General features: G+C 40.5%; 20 protein-coding genes. 19 read left to right on the top strand and 1 reads right to left on the bottom strand.

Annotated features, from left to right (window positions below; all coding sequences use genetic code 11):
• The first annotated feature begins 148 nt into the window (after positions 1-148).
• The 13 genes from AKG37_RS05535 (at position 149) to rsmI (ending at position 9291) form a co-directional block, all read left to right on the top strand.
• On the top strand, positions 149-340 hold the full coding sequence (locus AKG37_RS05535; protein WP_060697900.1) for a sigma factor G inhibitor Gin: 192 nt from the start codon (positions 149-151) through the stop codon (positions 338-340).
• 128 nt (positions 341-468) lie between these two features.
• On the top strand, positions 469-1083 hold the full coding sequence (locus AKG37_RS05530; protein ID WP_060697899.1) for a 5-bromo-4-chloroindolyl phosphate hydrolysis family protein: 615 nt from the start codon (positions 469-471) through the stop codon (positions 1081-1083).
• Between the two features lie 19 nt (positions 1084-1102).
• Positions 1103-2167, top strand: coding sequence for a toxic anion resistance protein (locus tag AKG37_RS05525; protein ID WP_060697898.1), 1065 nt, complete (start codon positions 1103-1105; stop codon positions 2165-2167).
• Between the two features lie 77 nt (positions 2168-2244).
• A complete protein-coding gene (locus AKG37_RS05520) occupies positions 2245-3654 on the top strand; it encodes an aminotransferase class I/II-fold pyridoxal phosphate-dependent enzyme (protein WP_060697897.1) in 1410 nt (469 codons plus the stop codon).
• A complete protein-coding gene (gene tmk, locus AKG37_RS05515; RefSeq protein ID WP_060697896.1) occupies positions 3651-4289 on the top strand; it encodes a dTMP kinase in 639 nt (212 codons plus the stop codon). Before AKG37_RS05520 ends, tmk begins: the two co-directional genes overlap by 4 nt.
• Before the next feature lie 79 nt (positions 4290-4368).
• On the top strand, positions 4369-4698 hold the full coding sequence (locus AKG37_RS05510) for a cyclic-di-AMP receptor (protein ID WP_024425625.1): 330 nt from the start codon (positions 4369-4371) through the stop codon (positions 4696-4698).
• 12 nt (positions 4699-4710) lie between these two features.
• Entirely contained in the window at positions 4711-5151 is a 441-nt protein-coding gene (locus AKG37_RS05505) for a YaaR family protein (protein WP_060697895.1), read from the top strand.
• Positions 5152-5162: 11 nt separating this feature from the next.
• Positions 5163-6152 (top strand): DNA polymerase III subunit delta', encoded by a 990-nt coding sequence (gene holB, locus AKG37_RS05500; protein WP_060697894.1) that lies wholly within the window; start codon positions 5163-5165, stop codon positions 6150-6152.
• Positions 6153-6154: 2 nt separating this feature from the next.
• The gene (gene ricT, locus AKG37_RS05495; protein WP_060697893.1) at positions 6155-6982 is read left to right on the top strand and encodes a competence/sporulation regulator complex protein RicT; all 828 of its coding nucleotides are present in this window, start codon (positions 6155-6157) and stop codon (positions 6980-6982) included.
• Between the two features lie 14 nt (positions 6983-6996).
• Positions 6997-7350, top strand: coding sequence for a DNA replication initiation control protein YabA (yabA, locus tag AKG37_RS05490; RefSeq protein ID WP_024425629.1), 354 nt, complete (start codon positions 6997-6999; stop codon positions 7348-7350).
• A gap of 55 nt (positions 7351-7405) precedes the next feature.
• Entirely contained in the window at positions 7406-8149 is a 744-nt protein-coding gene (locus AKG37_RS05485) for a tRNA1(Val) (adenine(37)-N6)-methyltransferase (RefSeq protein ID WP_060697892.1), read from the top strand.
• Positions 8136-8435: a GIY-YIG nuclease family protein gene (locus tag AKG37_RS05480; RefSeq protein ID WP_060697891.1), complete on the top strand. Its 300-nt coding sequence runs from the start codon at positions 8136-8138 to the stop codon at positions 8433-8435. The genes AKG37_RS05485 and AKG37_RS05480 overlap by 14 nt, the downstream gene beginning before the upstream one ends.
• A complete protein-coding gene (rsmI, locus tag AKG37_RS05475; protein WP_060697890.1) occupies positions 8410-9291 on the top strand; it encodes a 16S rRNA (cytidine(1402)-2'-O)-methyltransferase in 882 nt (293 codons plus the stop codon). Before AKG37_RS05480 ends, rsmI begins: the two co-directional genes overlap by 26 nt.
• Positions 9292-9334: 43 nt before the next feature.
• Here the strand turns inward: rsmI and AKG37_RS05470 are convergent, their stop codons facing one another.
• Entirely contained in the window at positions 9335-9625 is a 291-nt protein-coding gene (locus tag AKG37_RS05470; RefSeq protein WP_087975202.1) for an AbrB/MazE/SpoVT family DNA-binding domain-containing protein, read from the bottom strand.
• Between the two features lie 519 nt (positions 9626-10144).
• Here AKG37_RS05470 and metG point away from each other — a divergent pair.
• From metG to yabG, 6 genes are all read left to right on the top strand, one after another.
• Entirely contained in the window at positions 10145-12142 is a 1998-nt protein-coding gene (gene metG, locus AKG37_RS05465) for a methionine--tRNA ligase (protein ID WP_060697889.1), read from the top strand.
• An 81-nt stretch (positions 12143-12223) separates the two neighbouring features.
• Complete coding sequence (locus AKG37_RS05460) at positions 12224-12991, top strand: TatD family hydrolase (protein WP_060697888.1); 768 nt, start codon at positions 12224-12226, stop codon at positions 12989-12991.
• Positions 12992-13235: 244 nt separating this feature from the next.
• On the top strand, positions 13236-14438 hold the full coding sequence (locus AKG37_RS05455) for a G5 and 3D domain-containing protein (RefSeq protein WP_060697887.1): 1203 nt from the start codon (positions 13236-13238) through the stop codon (positions 14436-14438).
• Between the two features lie 160 nt (positions 14439-14598).
• Positions 14599-15159 (top strand): ribonuclease M5, encoded by a 561-nt coding sequence (gene rnmV / locus AKG37_RS05450; RefSeq protein ID WP_060697886.1) that lies wholly within the window; start codon positions 14599-14601, stop codon positions 15157-15159.
• On the top strand, positions 15152-16030 hold the full coding sequence (rsmA, locus tag AKG37_RS05445) for a 16S rRNA (adenine(1518)-N(6)/adenine(1519)-N(6))-dimethyltransferase RsmA (protein WP_060697885.1): 879 nt from the start codon (positions 15152-15154) through the stop codon (positions 16028-16030). Before rnmV ends, rsmA begins: the two co-directional genes overlap by 8 nt.
• Positions 16031-16160: 130 nt before the next feature.
• Positions 16161-17045 (top strand): sporulation peptidase YabG, encoded by an 885-nt coding sequence (yabG, locus tag AKG37_RS05440; RefSeq protein ID WP_060697884.1) that lies wholly within the window; start codon positions 16161-16163, stop codon positions 17043-17045.
• Positions 17046-17192 lie beyond the last annotated feature (147 nt).

Genomic DNA, 17192 nt, shown 5'->3' with positions numbered 1-17192 from the left:
CGGAACTGGTCTTTTTTGTGTTTTTAAAAAGGAACAAACACTCGATCTGACATGGATACATATACTAAACTACCATCTAAAACATTCTTAATTTTGTATACAATTGAAAGTGCTGGGGCATACTGAAGCTATAAGTGGAGGTGTCACAATGAACAAAAAAGAGCGAGAAGCGATATGTTTGATTTGTGAAGAGAAAAAGACAAAGGGAATTTATTTATATCATCAATTTTTGTGCCGAGACTGTGAGCGAAAGTTAATTTCTACATCGACCTCGGATCCTAGCTATGCCGATTATGTTAGAAAGCTTAAAAATCTTCATACGCCGCCTTTGTATTCATAGACCATTAGATGGTCTTTTTTTATGAGCTATGATGGATTGGGCCTGTTTTTTGGAACTTAGTTTGGACATCACCCGTAATTAATAATAAGATAAACAGAGAGCCTTATTATTCATAGGAGTCGATGAACATGAAATCAATCTTTTATACATTTATATGGGCCATCCTCTCTACTTTTTTTTCGGTTGCGATCTTAACCTTTAGTATAGGGGTTTTCCATCACCATGCTGGATTATCGATACTGTATGCGATGATGGGGTGGGGCGTAATGTTTGTAGGGAGCAGATGGGTTGCTTTCCAGTTATTTTTAAAGAAACACGGACTGTCTCGTAGTGATTATGTATATATCAAACAGCACTTAAAAGAAGCAAGGCAAAAGCTCGTACGTTTAAAGAAGGCTTTATTTGCTGTGAAGAACGTACAGACGATCAAACATAATTATGAAATTTTTCGGCTTGCACGACGAATCTATACAATTACAAAAAAAGAGCCGAACCGATTTTATGATGCACAGCATTTTTATTTCGAAAGCTTGGATTCTGTCGTTGAACTAACTGAAAAATATGCATTGTTGTATAATCAGCCTAATCGCAGTCATGAGCTGGAAATGACGTTGAGCCAAACTCGAGTGACGCTGTCAGAGCTGCAAAAGCAATTGACAAATGATTTGCAGCAAGTGTTAGGCAGAGATATAGAAGCCCTTCATATTGAGCTAGAAGTGGCAGATAAAATGATGAAGAAATAGATGAGAGGAGTCAAATTCGATGAAACCAGAAGATCAAGTCACACCATCAACTGCCGCCGCTACAGATCTTCAGTTTCGGGTGTTTGATACCTTATCTGATGAGCAGAAACAAGAAGCCGTTCAGCGCGCTAAGCAGATGCCTGACAATCCACAAAAGCTGCTTTTATACGGTACACGTGTGCAGGAACGATTATTAGAACAATCTCAACAGATGATGAAATATGTTGAGAAAAAAGATATAGATCAAATAGGTGACGTGCTTGAGGCTTTTTTACAGCAGCTACATGTAGTGGAACCTGAGGATTTACTGCCAAAGAAGCAGGGCTTTTTTTTGAAGCTGTTTCAGCGTGAGAAGCGTTCTACTCATGAGATCATTTCGCGTTTTCAACATGCAAAATCACAGATCGAGAGATTATCAGCAAGGCTTCGTTATGCAAGAGGTGTATTGATCTCAGATGATATGTTATTAGAGCGTTTATTCGAAGAAAATCAAACTTATTTCGAAGAGATGACGTTGCAGGTTGCAGCGGTTGAAGCGAAATTGACAACTTTAGAGGAGCAGATCATATCAGAAACACAGCGTATTGGTAATCAGACAATAGAGGAGCAATTGATGAGTCAGGAAGTCAATGCGGAAGAATATATGGAGAGGTTGAAGGAACGGAAATATGATTTGCTGTTAAGCCGGCAAATTGCACTGCAATGTAATGCTCAAATTCGGATGATCCAGCATACAAATCATACATTAGCCAATCACATTCAATCAACTGTTTCTGCATCTATTCCTCTATGGATTAACCAAATGTCGATTGCGTTAACTTATATTCAGCAGAGGGCTAATTCAGCTCTTGGGAATCGAATTCAAAAAACATATGAAAAGGTATCGAAGCAACAAGGGCAGCTCCTTGAAGAGGCAGCTTTTGCACCTATAGATACGTTGAAAAAGGTGCAACGTCAATTAGCTGAAACCTTACAGGAAACGTTACAGGTGAAAGAGCATGGGAGTCAAGAGCGAGCACAATTGAAAAGCAGCATGTATGAGGCAGAGCAGCAGATGACGAATCACCAACCAATAAAGGAATGAGAATCCATCTTTCAGTTCCTTTGTATGAACGTTATAATAGATATAAGATATCGTTAAAGTGAAAAGGGTCGATTTGTTTGAAAACACCTTTATATACAGCATTAGTACAACATGCGGAAAAGAAGCCTTATTCTTTTCACGTTCCAGGACATCACAATGGAGATGTCTTTTTTGATGAGGCGCGGACTTATTATGAGTCAATTCTTCAGCTGGATGTGACGGAGCTTGAAGGTTTAGATGATCTCCATCATCCAACTGGTGTGATTCAAGAGGCAGAACATTTATTGGCAAAGCTATATGGTTCAGAGCAAAGTTTTTTCCTTGTGAATGGTACAACTGTCGGAAACTTAGCGATGGTGATGGCTGCATGTCGTACGGGGGATGAAATTTTTGTCCAGCGAAATTGCCATAAGTCTGTTTACCATGCCATTGAGCTTGCAGGAGCAACGCCTATTATGGTGGAAGCTGAGATTGATCCACACCTGCATGTTCCAACACATGTAACGGATGAAACAATCAGAAAAGCCATAGCGAAACATCCTAATTGCCGGGCAATCGTATTGACTTATCCGAACTACTACGGACATGCAGCTGATTTATCAAAGCTGATTCACATGTGCCACGAAGCGGGCATGAGCGTTTTGGTGGATGAGGCACATGGCGCACATTTTGTATTAGGCGGCTCCTTTCCTCCATCTGCTCTTTCTTATGGAGCTGACGTGGTGGTACAATCAGCACATAAAACCCTTCCGGCAATGACGATGGGTTCCTACCTCCATATTCAGGGGGACAGAATTAATGCAAAGCGATTGAAAACTTGCCTCACGATGCTCCAAAGCAGTTCTCCGTCCTATCCAATTATGGCCTCATTAGATGTGGCAAGAGCATATGTCGAGGGGATCAAGGAAAATGGGACGTTGGATAGGGTCATGAAAAAGGTGACAGAGCTGAAAGCTGAGTTCAACCGTATACCCCAACTTGAAGTGATCGAGTCTGACTCACTGTCTACCGATCCATTAAAATGCACCATTCGATCAACAGAAGGGCTGACTGGTTATGAACTAAAACGGGTGCTTGAATCAGTGGAGATTCACCCAGAGCTTGCGGACGAACATCAGGTTTTACTTATTTTTGGTTTAGAACAAAAGAAGGATGTTCCTTTTAAAAGAATGGAGCACGCCCTTAAACAAAGCGATTCATTGCGCAAAGGAAAAGATCATATCCAAAATGAAGCGCTGTCTATAGAGACTGCTGAGCAAAGACAGGATATTGAAGCAGTTCCATTTGAACATGCAGCAGGTCGGATTAGTGCAGAATCGGTTATTCCATATCCACCTGGTATTCCTTTGATGATTAAGGGAGAGCGTATTGAAATAGATCAAATTGCGGCGTTAAGTCGTTTGCTTGGACATCAGGTTCATGTTCAAGCAAGTCAGGTAATTCATCAGAGAAAATTATATGTTTATATAGAAGAGGAGACACTATGAGCGGTATGTTTATTACGTTTGAAGGGCCAGAGGGTGCCGGAAAAACGACAGTGATTCGAAAGGTGTACGAAGAAATGGAACGCCAAGGATATGCAGTGATGGCGACACGAGAGCCTGGTGGCATTGACATTGCAGAACAGATTCGTGAAGTCATTTTAAATGAACAAAACACAAAAATGGATGCGAAAACAGAGGCATTGCTTTATGCAGCAGCAAGAAGACAGCATTTGGCTGAAAAGGTAGAACCGGCATTGCAGCGCGGAGAAACCGTCCTATGTGATCGCTTTGTCGATAGCTCCCTTGCTTATCAAGGCTATGCGAGGGGGCTTGGGATTGATGAAGTCAAATCAATTAATGATTTTGCTATAAATGGCACGATGCCACAAATGACCATTTACTTTTCCATTACACCTGAGGAAGGTTTAAAGCGAATCGACGCCAATCAAGGGAGAGAAAAAAATCGATTAGACATGGAGACGCTCAATTTCCACCAGCTGGTTAGAGAAGGCTATGAACTGCTCATTGCACAATCACCAGAACGATTCCGTGTAGTGGATGCGTCTCAGCCGATGCAGGCTGTCTATGAAGAAGTCCTTCAATTGATTCAGGACACATTAAAGAAAAATCAAATATGACCTAATTCCCAATCGTTGTTATAATATAGAGGAAGACATCGGCATGTCACCTGTGCCTAAAACAAAGGAGGCCAATCAAATGAAATTAATTGTTGCCGTTGTACAGGACCAAGATAGCAGCAAGTTGTTGAAAATATTGACTGAACATCATTTCGGCGTCACAAAATTAGCTTCAACTGGTGGGTTTTTAAAGTCTGGGAATACAACTTTTATCATTGGTTGTGATGATGTCCGGGTGGATAAAGCATTGCAGCTTATAAAAGAAAATTGCCGTAAACGTGATCAAATGATCGCGCCTGTATCCCCGATGGGTGGAAATGCAGATTCATATGTACCATACCCTGTTGAGGTTGAAGTTGGCGGAGCTACTGTCTTTATTCTGCCAGTTGAACAATTTCATCAATTTTAAGGATGGGTTGCTGTGAAAATTAATCAAGATATGCGGCTGCGTTTAGAAAAGCGTGAACTTCAAGCGATGAAAGGAAGCCAGACATCTTCCTCCTTTAAAGCTTCGATGGAGACGCAAAGCGGGAAACTGCGCTTAGAGCAGCTGACGGTTATGCTGAGTGATATTGAAGTGTTCGGTAAAAAGCTGGCGAAGTCAAGAAACCTAAAGGATTTGGCTAAGTTTAAAGGACTTGTGAAGCGCTTTGTGAAAGAGACAGTCGACAATGGATTAAATATAGAAACATCAAGAAGCTTTGACATTTATGGCAACACGCGTACACTTGCTTTAGTCAAAGCATTAGATGAAAAGCTGATTGAATTAACAGAGGAAATGATGGATCAAGAGAAACCATCTATTGATTTGCTTGAACGTATTGGAGAAATAAAAGGTTTATTGATTAACCTTTACACATAGAGAGTGATAACATGGCAATTAGCTGGGATGACATGAATGATTTGCAGCCGCGCGTCATGCGGCTGATTTTTAATAGTATTGATAAAGACCGACTTGCGCATGCCTACTTATTTGAAGGGAAAAAAGGGACAGGAAAGCTGGATGCAGCGATGCTTTTGGCTAAGAGCTTTTTTTGTTTGGAATCAGGAGTGCAACCATGTGAATCCTGTCAAAACTGTAAAAGGATTGAATCAGGGAACCATCCTGATTTACATCTTGTGCAGCCTGATGGCCAATCAATTAAGAAGGCGCAAGTGCAGGCACTGCAGGAGGAATTTACAAAAGCAGGTGTAGAATCTCACCGGAAAATGTATATTATTCTTCATGCGGACAAAATGACGGTCAATGCCGCGAACAGTTTATTGAAGTTCCTAGAGGAGCCTAATCGGGAAACGATGGCGGTTTTAATCACTGAGCAATCGCATAAAATGCTGGATACGATTATTTCAAGATGTCAGATGCTCAGCTTTCAGCCGCTGCAGCCACAATCCTTGGAGCAGCAGCTATTACAAGAAGACGTACCTCAGCATCTTGCAAGGCTTTTGTCGAATTTAACCAATAATTTAGCAGAAGCACTCGAATTAAGTCGAAATGATCAGTTTGCAGAGTCTAGAGCGAAAGTGATAAAATTGTATGAAGTCTTACACCAGCGAAAAGAACATGCATTTTTTTATATACAGGATCAATGGATGCCTTTTTTCAAAGAGAAAGACCTTCAAGAAACAGGTCTGGATATGCTTTTATTTATATATCGTGATGTATTGTCGATTCAAATAGGAAATGAAGATAAAGTCATTTATCAAGACTTATTCCAGACAATGAAGCAGCATGCGCTGCATTCCACACAGCAGCTGGTGACCAGCCAGATCCTTGCTGTATTAGAAGCGAAAAAGAGACTTCAATCCAACGTGAATGCCCAAGGGCTGATGGAGCAATTGGTGTTGATGTTGCAGGAGGGATAAGCTTGTACAACGTAATTGGTGTTCGCTTTAAAAAAGCGGGCAAAATCTATTATTTCGATCCTAATGGATTTCATATAGAAAATGATAGTTGTGTCATTGTAGAGACGGTCAGAGGGGTTGAATACGGACAAGTGGTCATCGCTAATAAAAAAGTAGATGAACACGATGTGGTTCTCCCCCTGCGTAAGGTCATTCGCGTAGCAGATGAACGAGACCGGCTCATCGTTGAGGAAAACAAAGAAGCTGCGGTGACAGCCTTTGATACATGTCTTCAGAAAGTAAGTGAACACGGGCTAGAAATGAAACTAGTTGATGTCGAATTTACATTTGACCGAAACAAAGTTATCTTCTACTTCACAGCGGATGGCAGAGTAGATTTCCGTGAGCTGGTGAAGGATCTTGCATCCATCTTCAAGACGAGAATTGAACTTCGCCAGATTGGGGTAAGAGACGAGGCAAAAATGCTGGGCGGTATAGGTCCTTGCGGGCGAATGCTTTGCTGTTCGACTTTCTTGGGAGACTTTGAACCAGTGTCCATTAAGATGGCAAAGGATCAAAATTTATCGTTAAATCCTACAAAAATTTCAGGGCTTTGTGGCCGTTTGATGTGCTGCTTGAAATATGAGAATGATGAGTATGAAACAGCGAAAGAACAATTACCGGATATCGGTGAAACGATTCAAACGTCTAATGGCTCTGCAAAGGTAGTAGGGCTCAACATTTTAGAACGAATTTTACAAGTTGAATTAACCGGGCAAGAAAAAGTGATAGAATATACATGGGAAGAATTATTACAAGAAGGCGTTGTATCTGCACAAACAACTGAGTAACGAGGTGTGCCACCTTGGATAAAAAGGAACTATTTGATACGGTGATTAATTTAGAAGAACAAATCGGTTCTCTTTATCGCCAGTTAGGTGATTTGAAAAATCATATCGGTGAAGTGATTGAAGAAAATCATCAGCTGCAGATGGAGAATCAGCACTTGCGTGAACGTCTGGATCAGTCTGATCGAGATAAATCTTCTGAGGCAGAGAATGATTCTGCCCAGAAGCCAAGTCATTCTGATATAGGAGAAGGTCATGATAACCTGGCTCGGTTATATCAGGAGGGCTTCCATATTTGTAATGTACATTATGGAAGCATTCGTAAAGAGGGAGACTGTTTGTTCTGTCTGTCATTTTTAAATAAAAAATGAGAAAAGGCTTCCGCTGAATCGGGAGCCTTTTTCACAGGAAAAGAAAGGATACATCATGGTTTCGTTAAGAGAAGATGAACGTTTAGATTACTTGCTTGCCGAAGATATGAAGATTATTCAAAGTAAAACTGTATTTGCCTTTTCATTGGACGCAGTGTTATTAGCTAAATTTGCGTATGTGCCGATCCAAAAAGGGGAGATCATTGATCTTTGTACTGGCAATGGCATCGTGCCGCTGCTGCTATCGACTCGATCTAAGGCGTCAATTACAGGTGTTGAAATTCAAGAACGGCTGTTTGATATGGCAAAAAGAAGTGTAGCGTATAATCAGCTTGAGCACCAGATCGAATTGATTCATGGTGATTTGAATGATATACCTGAACGCTACGGCAATCACAAAGTAGATGTCATTACATGTAATCCGCCATATTTTAAAACACCCTCTAAGGATGAAATCAATGAAAATGAATATTTGGCGATTGCAAGGCATGAAATTCATTGTACATTAGAAGATGTCATTCGTGTTTCTTCCACGCTGCTGAAGCAAGGGGGAAAACTGGCGATGGTTCATCGTCCGGGACGGCTGCTTGAAATTGTAGAATTAATGAAGAAATACCGAATTGAGCCGAAACGAATTCAATTTGTCTATCCTAAACAAGGGAAAGAAGCCAATACCATTTTAGTAGAAGGCATAAAAGATGGAAAACCAGATCTGAAAATTCTCCCGCCTCTTTTTGTTTATGGAGAAGATCAAGAGTATACAGAAGAAATCAGGACGATACTGTATGGAGAAGCATAATCATTACTTCTATGTATTGAAATGTGCAGATGGCAGCCTGTATGCAGGTTATACAAATGATTTACAAAAAAGATTGATGACCCACAATAGTGGAAAGGGAGCAAAGTATACAAGGGCCAGACGACCGGTTGAGCTTTTGTATCATGAATGCTTTGCAACGAAAAGAGAAGCCATGCAGCAAGAATATCGTTTCAAAACGTGGACCCGGAAAAAGAAAGACATTTATATAGAAGAAATGAGAATGGAAAAGGAGGCGGCACATGAAAAAGACACAGAAAAGCTTTGATGGTCAATCTGGCATGGGCATTCTTTATCTCGTCCCAACCCCGATTGGAAATCTAGAAGATATGACGTTTCGAGCGATACAAACGTTAAAAGATGTAGACTATATTGCCGCAGAAGATACAAGGCAGACGAAAAAACTTTGTCATGTATACGAAATTGATACACCATTAACGAGTTATCATGAGCATAACAAAGACAGCAGCGGTCACAAGTTAATCGAATGGCTAAAAGAAGGAAAACATATCGCACTCGTGAGTGATGCCGGTTTACCGACGATTTCAGATCCAGGGGCTGAGGTGGTTCGAGATTTTACTAGCATCGGAGGATATGTCATTCCGTTACCTGGCGCAAATGCTGCACTAACGGCACTCATTGCATCAGGGATCGCACCTCAGCCATTTTTCTTTTACGGTTTTCTTGACCGCCAAAAGAAAGAAAAGAAAAAACAGCTTGAAGCTTTGAAGAAACGTCAAGAAACGATCATTCTCTATGAAGCACCCCATCGATTAAAAGAAACGCTGACCTTGATGAAGGAAGTGTGGGGGAATCGAAATATTGCAATTACGAGAGAACTAACGAAAAAATTCGAAGAGTTTATACGTGGAGATTTAGAGTATGTGCTGACATGGGCTGCGGAGAACCAAATCCGAGGTGAATTCTGTCTTGTAGTACAAGGGAATGATCAGGATGAAGTAGAGCTGGATGAAGAAGTCTGGTGGAAGTCCTTATCTGAAAAAGATCATGTGATCCATTATATAGAAGAAGGATTAACATCGAAGGAAGCCATTAAACGTACAGCTGTCGAACGTGGTGTGCCAAAACGGACGATATACGATGCCTACCATATTGAACAATAAAGAAAGGTTCTTGCAAACGGTGCAAGAACCTTTTTATATCAACTTATTTTTGTGATTGAAGTTGGTTTTGGATTTCGTTAATGATTTGCTCTGCACCTTCACGGCTAAGAACTAATTTACCATTAGCAAGTTTAAGGTTATCGTCTGATACTTCACCTGTTACTTGGCAAGTCATGTTTGGTTTATATTTTTTTAGGATAATTTTTTCATCATCAACATAAATTTCCAAAGCGTCTTTTTCAGCAATTCCTAGCGTACGGCGAAGTTCGATTGGAATCACCACGCGCCCTAATTCGTCAACTTTACGTACAATACCTGTAGATTTCATCTTCATTCTCCTCCCAAAAAGTTCTTATTCTTAAAATAATATTATCTTCGTCATTATTCGACAAATTCCTTACATTCCTAGCATAACAAGGTTTCCATAAATCGTCAATCATTTTGTTTACTATTGTTTGTAAAATATGACTCTTAAAGTCAAAAGACCTTGAAACTATTGATATATAAGGATTTTGTAGACTTTTTCTATGAAAATATAAGAAATGACGAGTTCAGATTAACAAGACTTTTGCCCTAAATTAGCCAATTGTAAATCTGGAGATGAATTTCATACGACAATATTCGACAAAATGTCGACGGGTTTGTCGTTTTTTTCGAAAATCTCATATTTTTAGATCATTTCATCTTGTTCTATGTATATATGCTTGATCTTAAAGGCTAAGATGGTATCATAGAGAAAGCACAAGTGCAAAATATAATGAATGATTTGACACATTTTCATGTAATGATGATAACCGCTCTCGTCCATTGGGCGGGAGTTTTTGACATTTACACACACGCAGGAGGTTCCGACATGCCGGAAAAGAAAAAAACGTTTTATCTGACAACACCTATTTACTATCCAAGCGGCAAATTACATATTGGACATGCTTATACGACGGTAGCAGGAGATGCTATGGCACGTTATAAACGTCTTCAAGGCTTCGATGTGATGTATTTAACGGGTACAGACGAGCACGGACAAAAAATTCAGCAAAAAGCGGAAGAACAAAACATTACACCGCTCGAGTATTTAGATCCAGTCGTTGAAGACATCCAATCATTATGGAAGAAACTCGACATTTCCAATGATGACTTCATCCGTACAACAGAAAAAAGACATACGAAAATCATTGAGCAGGTCTTTCAAAAACTGCTTGATCAAGGCGATATATATTTAGATCAATATGAGGGCTGGTACAGTATTCCTGATGAGACATTCTATACGGAAACACAGCTTGTTGATGTTGAGCGTAATGAGAAAGGGGAAGTCACTGGCGGGAAGAGTCCTGACAGCGGCCATCCTGTTGAATTAATTAAAGAGGAATCATACTTCTTCCGCATGAGTAAGTATGCGGATCGTTTGCTCGACTATTACGAGAAAAATCCATCATTTATTCAGCCTGAATCAAGAAAGAATGAAATGATCAATAACTTCATTAAACCAGGTTTAGAAGATTTGGCTGTATCCAGAACAACCTTTGATTGGGGAATTAAAGTTCCTAACAATCCAAAGCACGTGATCTATGTGTGGATTGATGCGTTATTCAACTACTTGACGGCCATTGGCTATGGAACAGATCAAGATGAAAAATATAAAAAATATTGGCCTGCTAACGTACATCTCGTAGGAAAAGAAATTGTACGCTTCCATACGATTTATTGGCCGATTATGCTGATGGCATTAGATTTGCCTTTGCCGAAACAGATTTTCGCACACGGCTGGCTGCTCATGAAAGATGGCAAAATGTCTAAATCAAAAGGGAATGTTGTAGATCCGGTTACATTAATCGATCGCTATGGCCTCGATGCCCTTCGTTATTACCTGCTTCGCGAAGTGCCATTTGGTGCGGATGGTGTGTTTACACCAGAAGGATTCGTGGAACGTGTAAACTTTGACCTTGCCAATGATTTAGGTAACTTGCTTAACCGTACTGTTGCAATGGTCCAAAAATATTTTGACGGTACATTAAGCAGTTATAAGGGTCCTGTTAATGAGTTTGATGAGGAGCTGAAAGCGGTAGCTGAGCAAACAGTCAAAGCGTATGAAGAAGCGATGGAAAACCTTGAATTCTCGGTTGCTCTTTCAAATGTTTGGACATTAATCAGCAGAACCAATAAATATATTGATCAAACAGCTCCATGGGTGTTAGCTAAAGATGATACGAAGCGTAAAGAACTGCATTCTGTCATGTACCATTTAGCAGAATCACTTCGCATCACAGCAGTACTCTTAACACCATTCTTAACGAAAACACCTGAGAAAATCTTCTTCCAGCTTGGAATTGAAGAAGCGAAGCTTAAAAGCTGGGATAGTATTCTATCATTTGGTGCGATTCAACAAGCGACGGTACAAAAAGGAGAGCCTTTGTTCCCGCGTTTAGAGGTTGAGGAAGAAGTAACCTACATTAAAGAAAAAATGCAGGGAAGTGCACCTAAGGTAGAAGAAAAAGTAGAAGTGGAAGAAACGGAATTACCTGAGCTGGGAGCAGAAATTGCATTTGATGATTTCTCGAAAGTTGATCTTCGAGTAGCACAAGTATTGGAAGCAGCCCCAGTGAAAAAAGCGGATCGTCTCTTAAAGCTTCAGCTTGATTTTGGATTTGAAAAAAGACAAATTGTTTCTGGGATTGCCAAGCATTATCAGCCAGAAGAATTAGTAGGGAAAAAGCTCGTTTGCGTAGCGAATCTGACACCAGTTAAACTTAGAGGGGAAATTTCCCAGGGAATGATTTTAACTGGAGAAACTGATGGTAAATTGCAGGTTCTTGAAGTAGATCAATCCCTAGCAAATGGAACAAAAATTTTATAAATAAACAAAGGTGTTCCACGTGTAACATTTCGTCGAACACCTTTTGTTTTTTAGAGGAATTGTCGAAAGGAGCATTCAACGATGTTATTTGATACACATGCCCACTTAAATGCGGAACAATACAATGAAGATTTAACGCAGGTGATCGAAAGAGCGAAAAGCGAAAAAGTTGAAAAAATCGTGGTGGTAGGGTTTGATCGTCCGACAATTACGAGAGCAATGGAATTAATTGAAGAGTATGATTTCATATATGCAGCTATTGGCTGGCACCCAGTTGACGCCATTGATATGACAGATGAGGATTTGACTTGGATCAAAGATTTATCTCAACACGAAAAAGTGGTTGCGATCGGAGAAATGGGTCTGGATTACTATTGGGACAAGTCGCCAAAAGATGTACAAAAGGAAGTCTTTAGACGCCAAATTGCTCTTGCGAAGGAAGTAAATCTTCCCATCATTATTCATAATCGTGACGCAACGGAAGATGTCGTGACGATCTTAAAAGAAGAGGGAGCAGCTGAGGTTGGAGGTATTATGCACTGCTTTACTGGGAGCTTAGAAACTGCAAAAGCATGTATGGATATGAATTTTTACATCTCATTCGGTGGACCAGTGACATTTAAAAATGCCAAAAAACCGAAGGAAGTTGTAAAGGACATACCAAGTGACCGGCTTTTGATCGAAACAGACTGTCCATACTTAACACCAGCGCCATTTAGAGGGAAACGTAATGAGCCGAGTTATGTAAAATATATCGCAGAACAGATTGCGGAGCTGCGAGAAATCAGCTTTGAAGAGCTGGCTGATTTGACAACAAAAAATGCAAAAAAAGTTTTCCGTATAAACTGACAGTATATGATGTCAATCCTTGTTTAAGCTTGTCCAATTGTGAAACATAACGAAAAAGTTCTACACGTTTGCGCCTCCTCATAGGATAAGTTGTCGATAAGTCTTTCTTCCCTTCCTTCCTTAAATCTCCCATAATAGGTTTACAATCGAGCATTTTTGTACAGTGGGTGGAAGGGTTGACAGGTTTTGAGATACTCTATATAATCTCTCCGAGGAGAAGGAGGCGTTTTTCATCGTACAAAAAATGAAAAATCTGTTTTCTGTTAAGCTAGGAAAAGGCAAGGTTTTATTACTAGTTGTTTGCTTGCTTTTAGCTGGAACTGGGACGGCTTACGGTGCGCATGAGCTCACTAAGCAGTCTATTACCATTTCAATCAATGGTAAAGAGGAGACAATTCGTACACATGAAGAGACAGTAGCACAGCTGCTTTCAGACCTTGGAATAAGGACCAAGGCGGAGGATCATATCTCTCCAAGTCTAAATACAAAAATTCAAGACAACATGAACATTGTGTATGATGCGGCTATACCGGTTCATCTCACCCTAGATGGGAAAGAGAAAACGATATGGACAACAGATCAGACGGTTGGAGCATTATTGAAGAATGAGAAGATAGATATTGGGAAGCACGATCAAGTCACTCCAGGAAAGAACGACAAGATTAAAAAGGATATGAAACTTGTGGTTCAGCAGGCCTTTCAGGTCAGCTTAAATGATGGAGGAAAAGATAAAAAAGTGTGGACCACTTCGACTACGGTCGCTGACTTTTTAAAGCAACAAGAGCTGAAGCTCAAGAAGCACGATAAGATCAAACCTGCGTTACATAGTAACCTTTCTAAAAAAAGCGCAGATATTCAGATCACTCGGGTGGAAAAAGTCACCGATGTAGTGGAAGAGAAAATTGCTTTTGATACCAAACATAAAAAGGATCATTCTCTTGAAAAAGGAAAAGAGAAGGTGCTTAAAAAAGGTGAAGAAGGTAAATTGAAGAAGCACTATGCCATTGTGAAAGAAAACGGCAAAGTGGTGTCTAAAGAATTGATAAAAGAAGTAACAGAAAAAGATAGTAAGGACCGTTTGGTGGCTATTGGTACACAAGTATCCAATAAGGAGCCTAAAGCGTCCCCTACGGTTTCTCGAAGCAATGAATCGTCAGGAAAAGAATTTTATGTGGCGTCAACAGCCTATACAGCGAGCTGTGCTGGATGTACGGGCAGAACGTCAACAGGCTTTAATTTAAAAGCAAATCCGGGTGCAAAGGTCATAGCAGTTGACCCGAGTGTCATTCCGCTGGGCTCTAAAGTGTATGTGGAAGGCTATGGATATGCCGTCGCATCAGACACCGGATCTGCTATAAAAGGGAATAAAATTGATGTGTTCGTCCCAAGTAAGTCGGCAGCTTATCAATGGGGAAACAAACGAGTGAAAATTAGAGTGCTCAAATAAACACATCAAATCATTTATATGAACAGAGGGCTTTGCGCACCCTCTGTTTTTTTGGTTATAATAGAAGCACTGTTTTCTAATTAATTAGACGCAAAAACAGCATGAAAGGTTTCGTTTTTTAACCAAAAAATGTAGATTGTTTTTGCGAGCGGAGGAATACATGAAAATCAAAGAAATCATTGTGGTGGAGGGTCGTGATGACACTGCCAGAGTGAAGATGGCGATTGATGCAGATACGATTGAAACAAACGGATCTGCCATTGGCGATACAGTCATTCAACAAGTGCGTCTTGCTCAGGAGACGAGAGGGGTCATTATTTTAACAGATCCTGATTTTCCTGGTGAGAAGATCCGTAAAACCATCGCAGAGGCGGTTCCTGGCTGTAAGCACGCTTTTTTGCCTAAACATCTTGCGAAGGCGAAGCGGGATAAAGGAATTGGTGTGGAGCATGCTTCCTTGGACAGTATTCGGGAATGCCTTGCCCATGTCCACGAAGAAATGGAAGAGTCGGAAAGTGACATTACATTAGACGACTTATTTGACGCAGGCCTTATCGGAGGCGAAGCATCCAAACGCCGCCGTGAACGACTAGGTGTGCTTTTAAATATAGGATATACCAATGCGAAGCAGCTGCAAAAGCGTCTTCACATGTTCCAAATAACCAAACATGATTTTATTGCGGCCTTAAAGACCGTCATGCAGGAGGAAGCCGATGAATAAAGATATTGCGACACCCGTCAGAACGAAGGAAATACTGAAGAAGTACGGTTTCTCTTTTAAAAAGAGCTTAGGGCAGAACTTCTTAATTGATACAAATATTTTAGATCGCATTGTTGATCATGCAGAGATTACAGATGAGACCGGCGTCATTGAAATTGGGCCTGGTATCGGCGCATTGACAGAGCAGCTCGCTAAACGTGCAAAGAAAGTCACCGCTTTTGAAATCGATCAGCGTTTATTGCCTATCTTAAACGATACGCTTTCTCCATATGATAATGTAACGATCATTCATCAAGACGTCTTAAAGGCGGATGTGCGAAAGGTGATCGAAGAAAACTTTGCTGACTGTAAAGAAGTGATGGTCGTTGCCAACCTTCCATATTACGTGACAACACCGATTATTATGAAGTTGCTAGAAGAAAACCTTCCATTGAAAGGAATTGTGGTCATGCTGCAAAAAGAAGTAGCAGATCGTATGGCTGCTGTCCCTTCATCAAAGGAATACAATTCGCTGTCTATCGCAGTTCAATTTTATACAGAAGCGAAAACAGTGATGGTTGTACCTAAAACGGTTTTTGTCCCTCAGCCAAATGTCGATTCGGCAGTAATTAAACTAACCGTTCGTGATACACCGGCTGTTTCAGTAGAAAACGATGCCTTTTTCTTTCAATTGATCCGTGCGAGCTTTGGTCAGCGCAGGAAAACGTTAATGAATAACTTGATGAACAACTTGCCTGATGGTAAGAAACATAAAGCCATGATCGAAGAAGCGCTTCAAACAGCAGATATTGATGGAAAGCGCCGCGGTGAATCATTATCCATTGAGGAATTTGCCCGTTTGTCGAACGTCTTACAAAAAGCCCTATCTTAAGGGCTTTTTTCTTTTGTTTTTCACCACTTTGGCTGTTCGGGCATAGGTTAGAAAGAACAGCACACATGAAAGACGACTTCAACGCAAGACGATACCAACAGGATATGAGCCTGATTGTGGAGTGAAAAGCATGCAATTTCAAATAGGAGATATGGTGACAAGGGCATCCTATCAAATGGATATTATGTTTCGAATCATTCGAATTGATGAGACAGATCAGCACGAAGCCACCGCCATATTGCATGGGAATGAAGTAAGACTGATTGCTGATGCCAAGATGTCGGATCTTGTCTTGATTCAAAAAGAGGAACAGCTGACAAGGGAGAAAGACGACGAACGGAAAATTAACGAATCGCTCGACTTACTAAGGCAGGATTATCAGCTGCTGCGTGAAAAACAAGAATATTATACGTCTGGACAATATCAGCATCAGGAGCAGTATTTTCACATGCCTGGAAAGGTCCTTCATTTAGATGGAGATGCTTCATACTTAAAGAAATGCTTAGATGTATATGAACGAATTGGTGTACCTGTATATGGCGTGCATTGTCATGAGAAGAAAATGCCAAGCATGATTGATTCGTTACTTGATCAATATCGACCTGATATCTTGGTTATTACAGGGCATGATGCGTATTCCAAGCAAAAGGGCGGCGTAAATGATATTGGTGCCTATCGCCATTCTCGTCATTTCGTTGAAACGGTTCAAAAAGCAAGAAAGAAAATACCTCATTTAGATCAGCTTGTGATTTTTGCAGGTGCCTGTCAATCTCATTTCGAATCATTGATCCAAGCAGGCGCGAATTTTGCAAGCTCACCTGCTCGTGTGAACATCCATGCGCTTGATCCCGTCTATATCGTTGCGAAGATCAGTTTCACTCCATTTGTAGATCGAATCAACGTGTGGGATGTGCTTCGTAATACATTAACAAGAGAAAAAGGCCTTGGAGGCATCGAGACGAAGGGTGTTTTAAGGGTAGGCATGCCATATAAAAGAGACCATGAATCGACATAACCCGACTGATTTCAGTCTGGTTTTTTTTATATTCAAAAAGAAATTCCAAAAGGATACATAATTCACCTGAAGTTGAGAAAAATAGGGAGGAGAAAAGGTAGAAGTTTGTCAAAATTATTTTGTTGACAATGGCTCGTGTTGGTTGAT

The sequence above is a fragment of the Bacillus australimaris genome (assembly GCF_001307105.1).
Classification (GTDB): domain Bacteria; phylum Bacillota; class Bacilli; order Bacillales; family Bacillaceae; genus Bacillus; species Bacillus australimaris.
This window is presented reverse-complemented; position numbering and strand designations above follow the sequence as displayed.

Coding starts and splice junctions, on each gene's coding strand:
- AKG37_RS05535 (WP_060697900.1), top strand. CDS start 149: ATGAACAAAAAAGAGCGAGAAGCGATATGTTTGATTTGTGAAGAGAAA.
- AKG37_RS05530 (WP_060697899.1), top strand. CDS start 469: ATGAAATCAATCTTTTATACATTTATATGGGCCATCCTCTCTACTTTT.
- AKG37_RS05525 (WP_060697898.1), top strand. CDS start 1,103: ATGAAACCAGAAGATCAAGTCACACCATCAACTGCCGCCGCTACAGAT.
- tmk (WP_060697896.1), top strand. CDS start 3,651: ATGAGCGGTATGTTTATTACGTTTGAAGGGCCAGAGGGTGCCGGAAAA.
- AKG37_RS05510 (WP_024425625.1), top strand. CDS start 4,369: ATGAAATTAATTGTTGCCGTTGTACAGGACCAAGATAGCAGCAAGTTG.
- holB (WP_060697894.1), top strand. CDS start 5,163: ATGGCAATTAGCTGGGATGACATGAATGATTTGCAGCCGCGCGTCATG.
- AKG37_RS05485 (WP_060697892.1), top strand. CDS start 7,406: ATGGTTTCGTTAAGAGAAGATGAACGTTTAGATTACTTGCTTGCCGAA.
- AKG37_RS05480 (WP_060697891.1), top strand. CDS start 8,136: ATGGAGAAGCATAATCATTACTTCTATGTATTGAAATGTGCAGATGGC.
- rsmI (WP_060697890.1), top strand. CDS start 8,410: ATGAAAAAGACACAGAAAAGCTTTGATGGTCAATCTGGCATGGGCATT.
- AKG37_RS05470 (WP_087975202.1), bottom strand. CDS start 9,625: ATGAAGATGAAATCTACAGGTATTGTACGTAAAGTTGACGAATTAGGG.
- metG (WP_060697889.1), top strand. CDS start 10,145: ATGCCGGAAAAGAAAAAAACGTTTTATCTGACAACACCTATTTACTAT.
- AKG37_RS05460 (WP_060697888.1), top strand. CDS start 12,224: ATGTTATTTGATACACATGCCCACTTAAATGCGGAACAATACAATGAA.
- AKG37_RS05455 (WP_060697887.1), top strand. CDS start 13,236: ATGAAAAATCTGTTTTCTGTTAAGCTAGGAAAAGGCAAGGTTTTATTA.
- rnmV (WP_060697886.1), top strand. CDS start 14,599: ATGAAAATCAAAGAAATCATTGTGGTGGAGGGTCGTGATGACACTGCC.
- rsmA (WP_060697885.1), top strand. CDS start 15,152: ATGAATAAAGATATTGCGACACCCGTCAGAACGAAGGAAATACTGAAG.
- yabG (WP_060697884.1), top strand. CDS start 16,161: ATGCAATTTCAAATAGGAGATATGGTGACAAGGGCATCCTATCAAATG.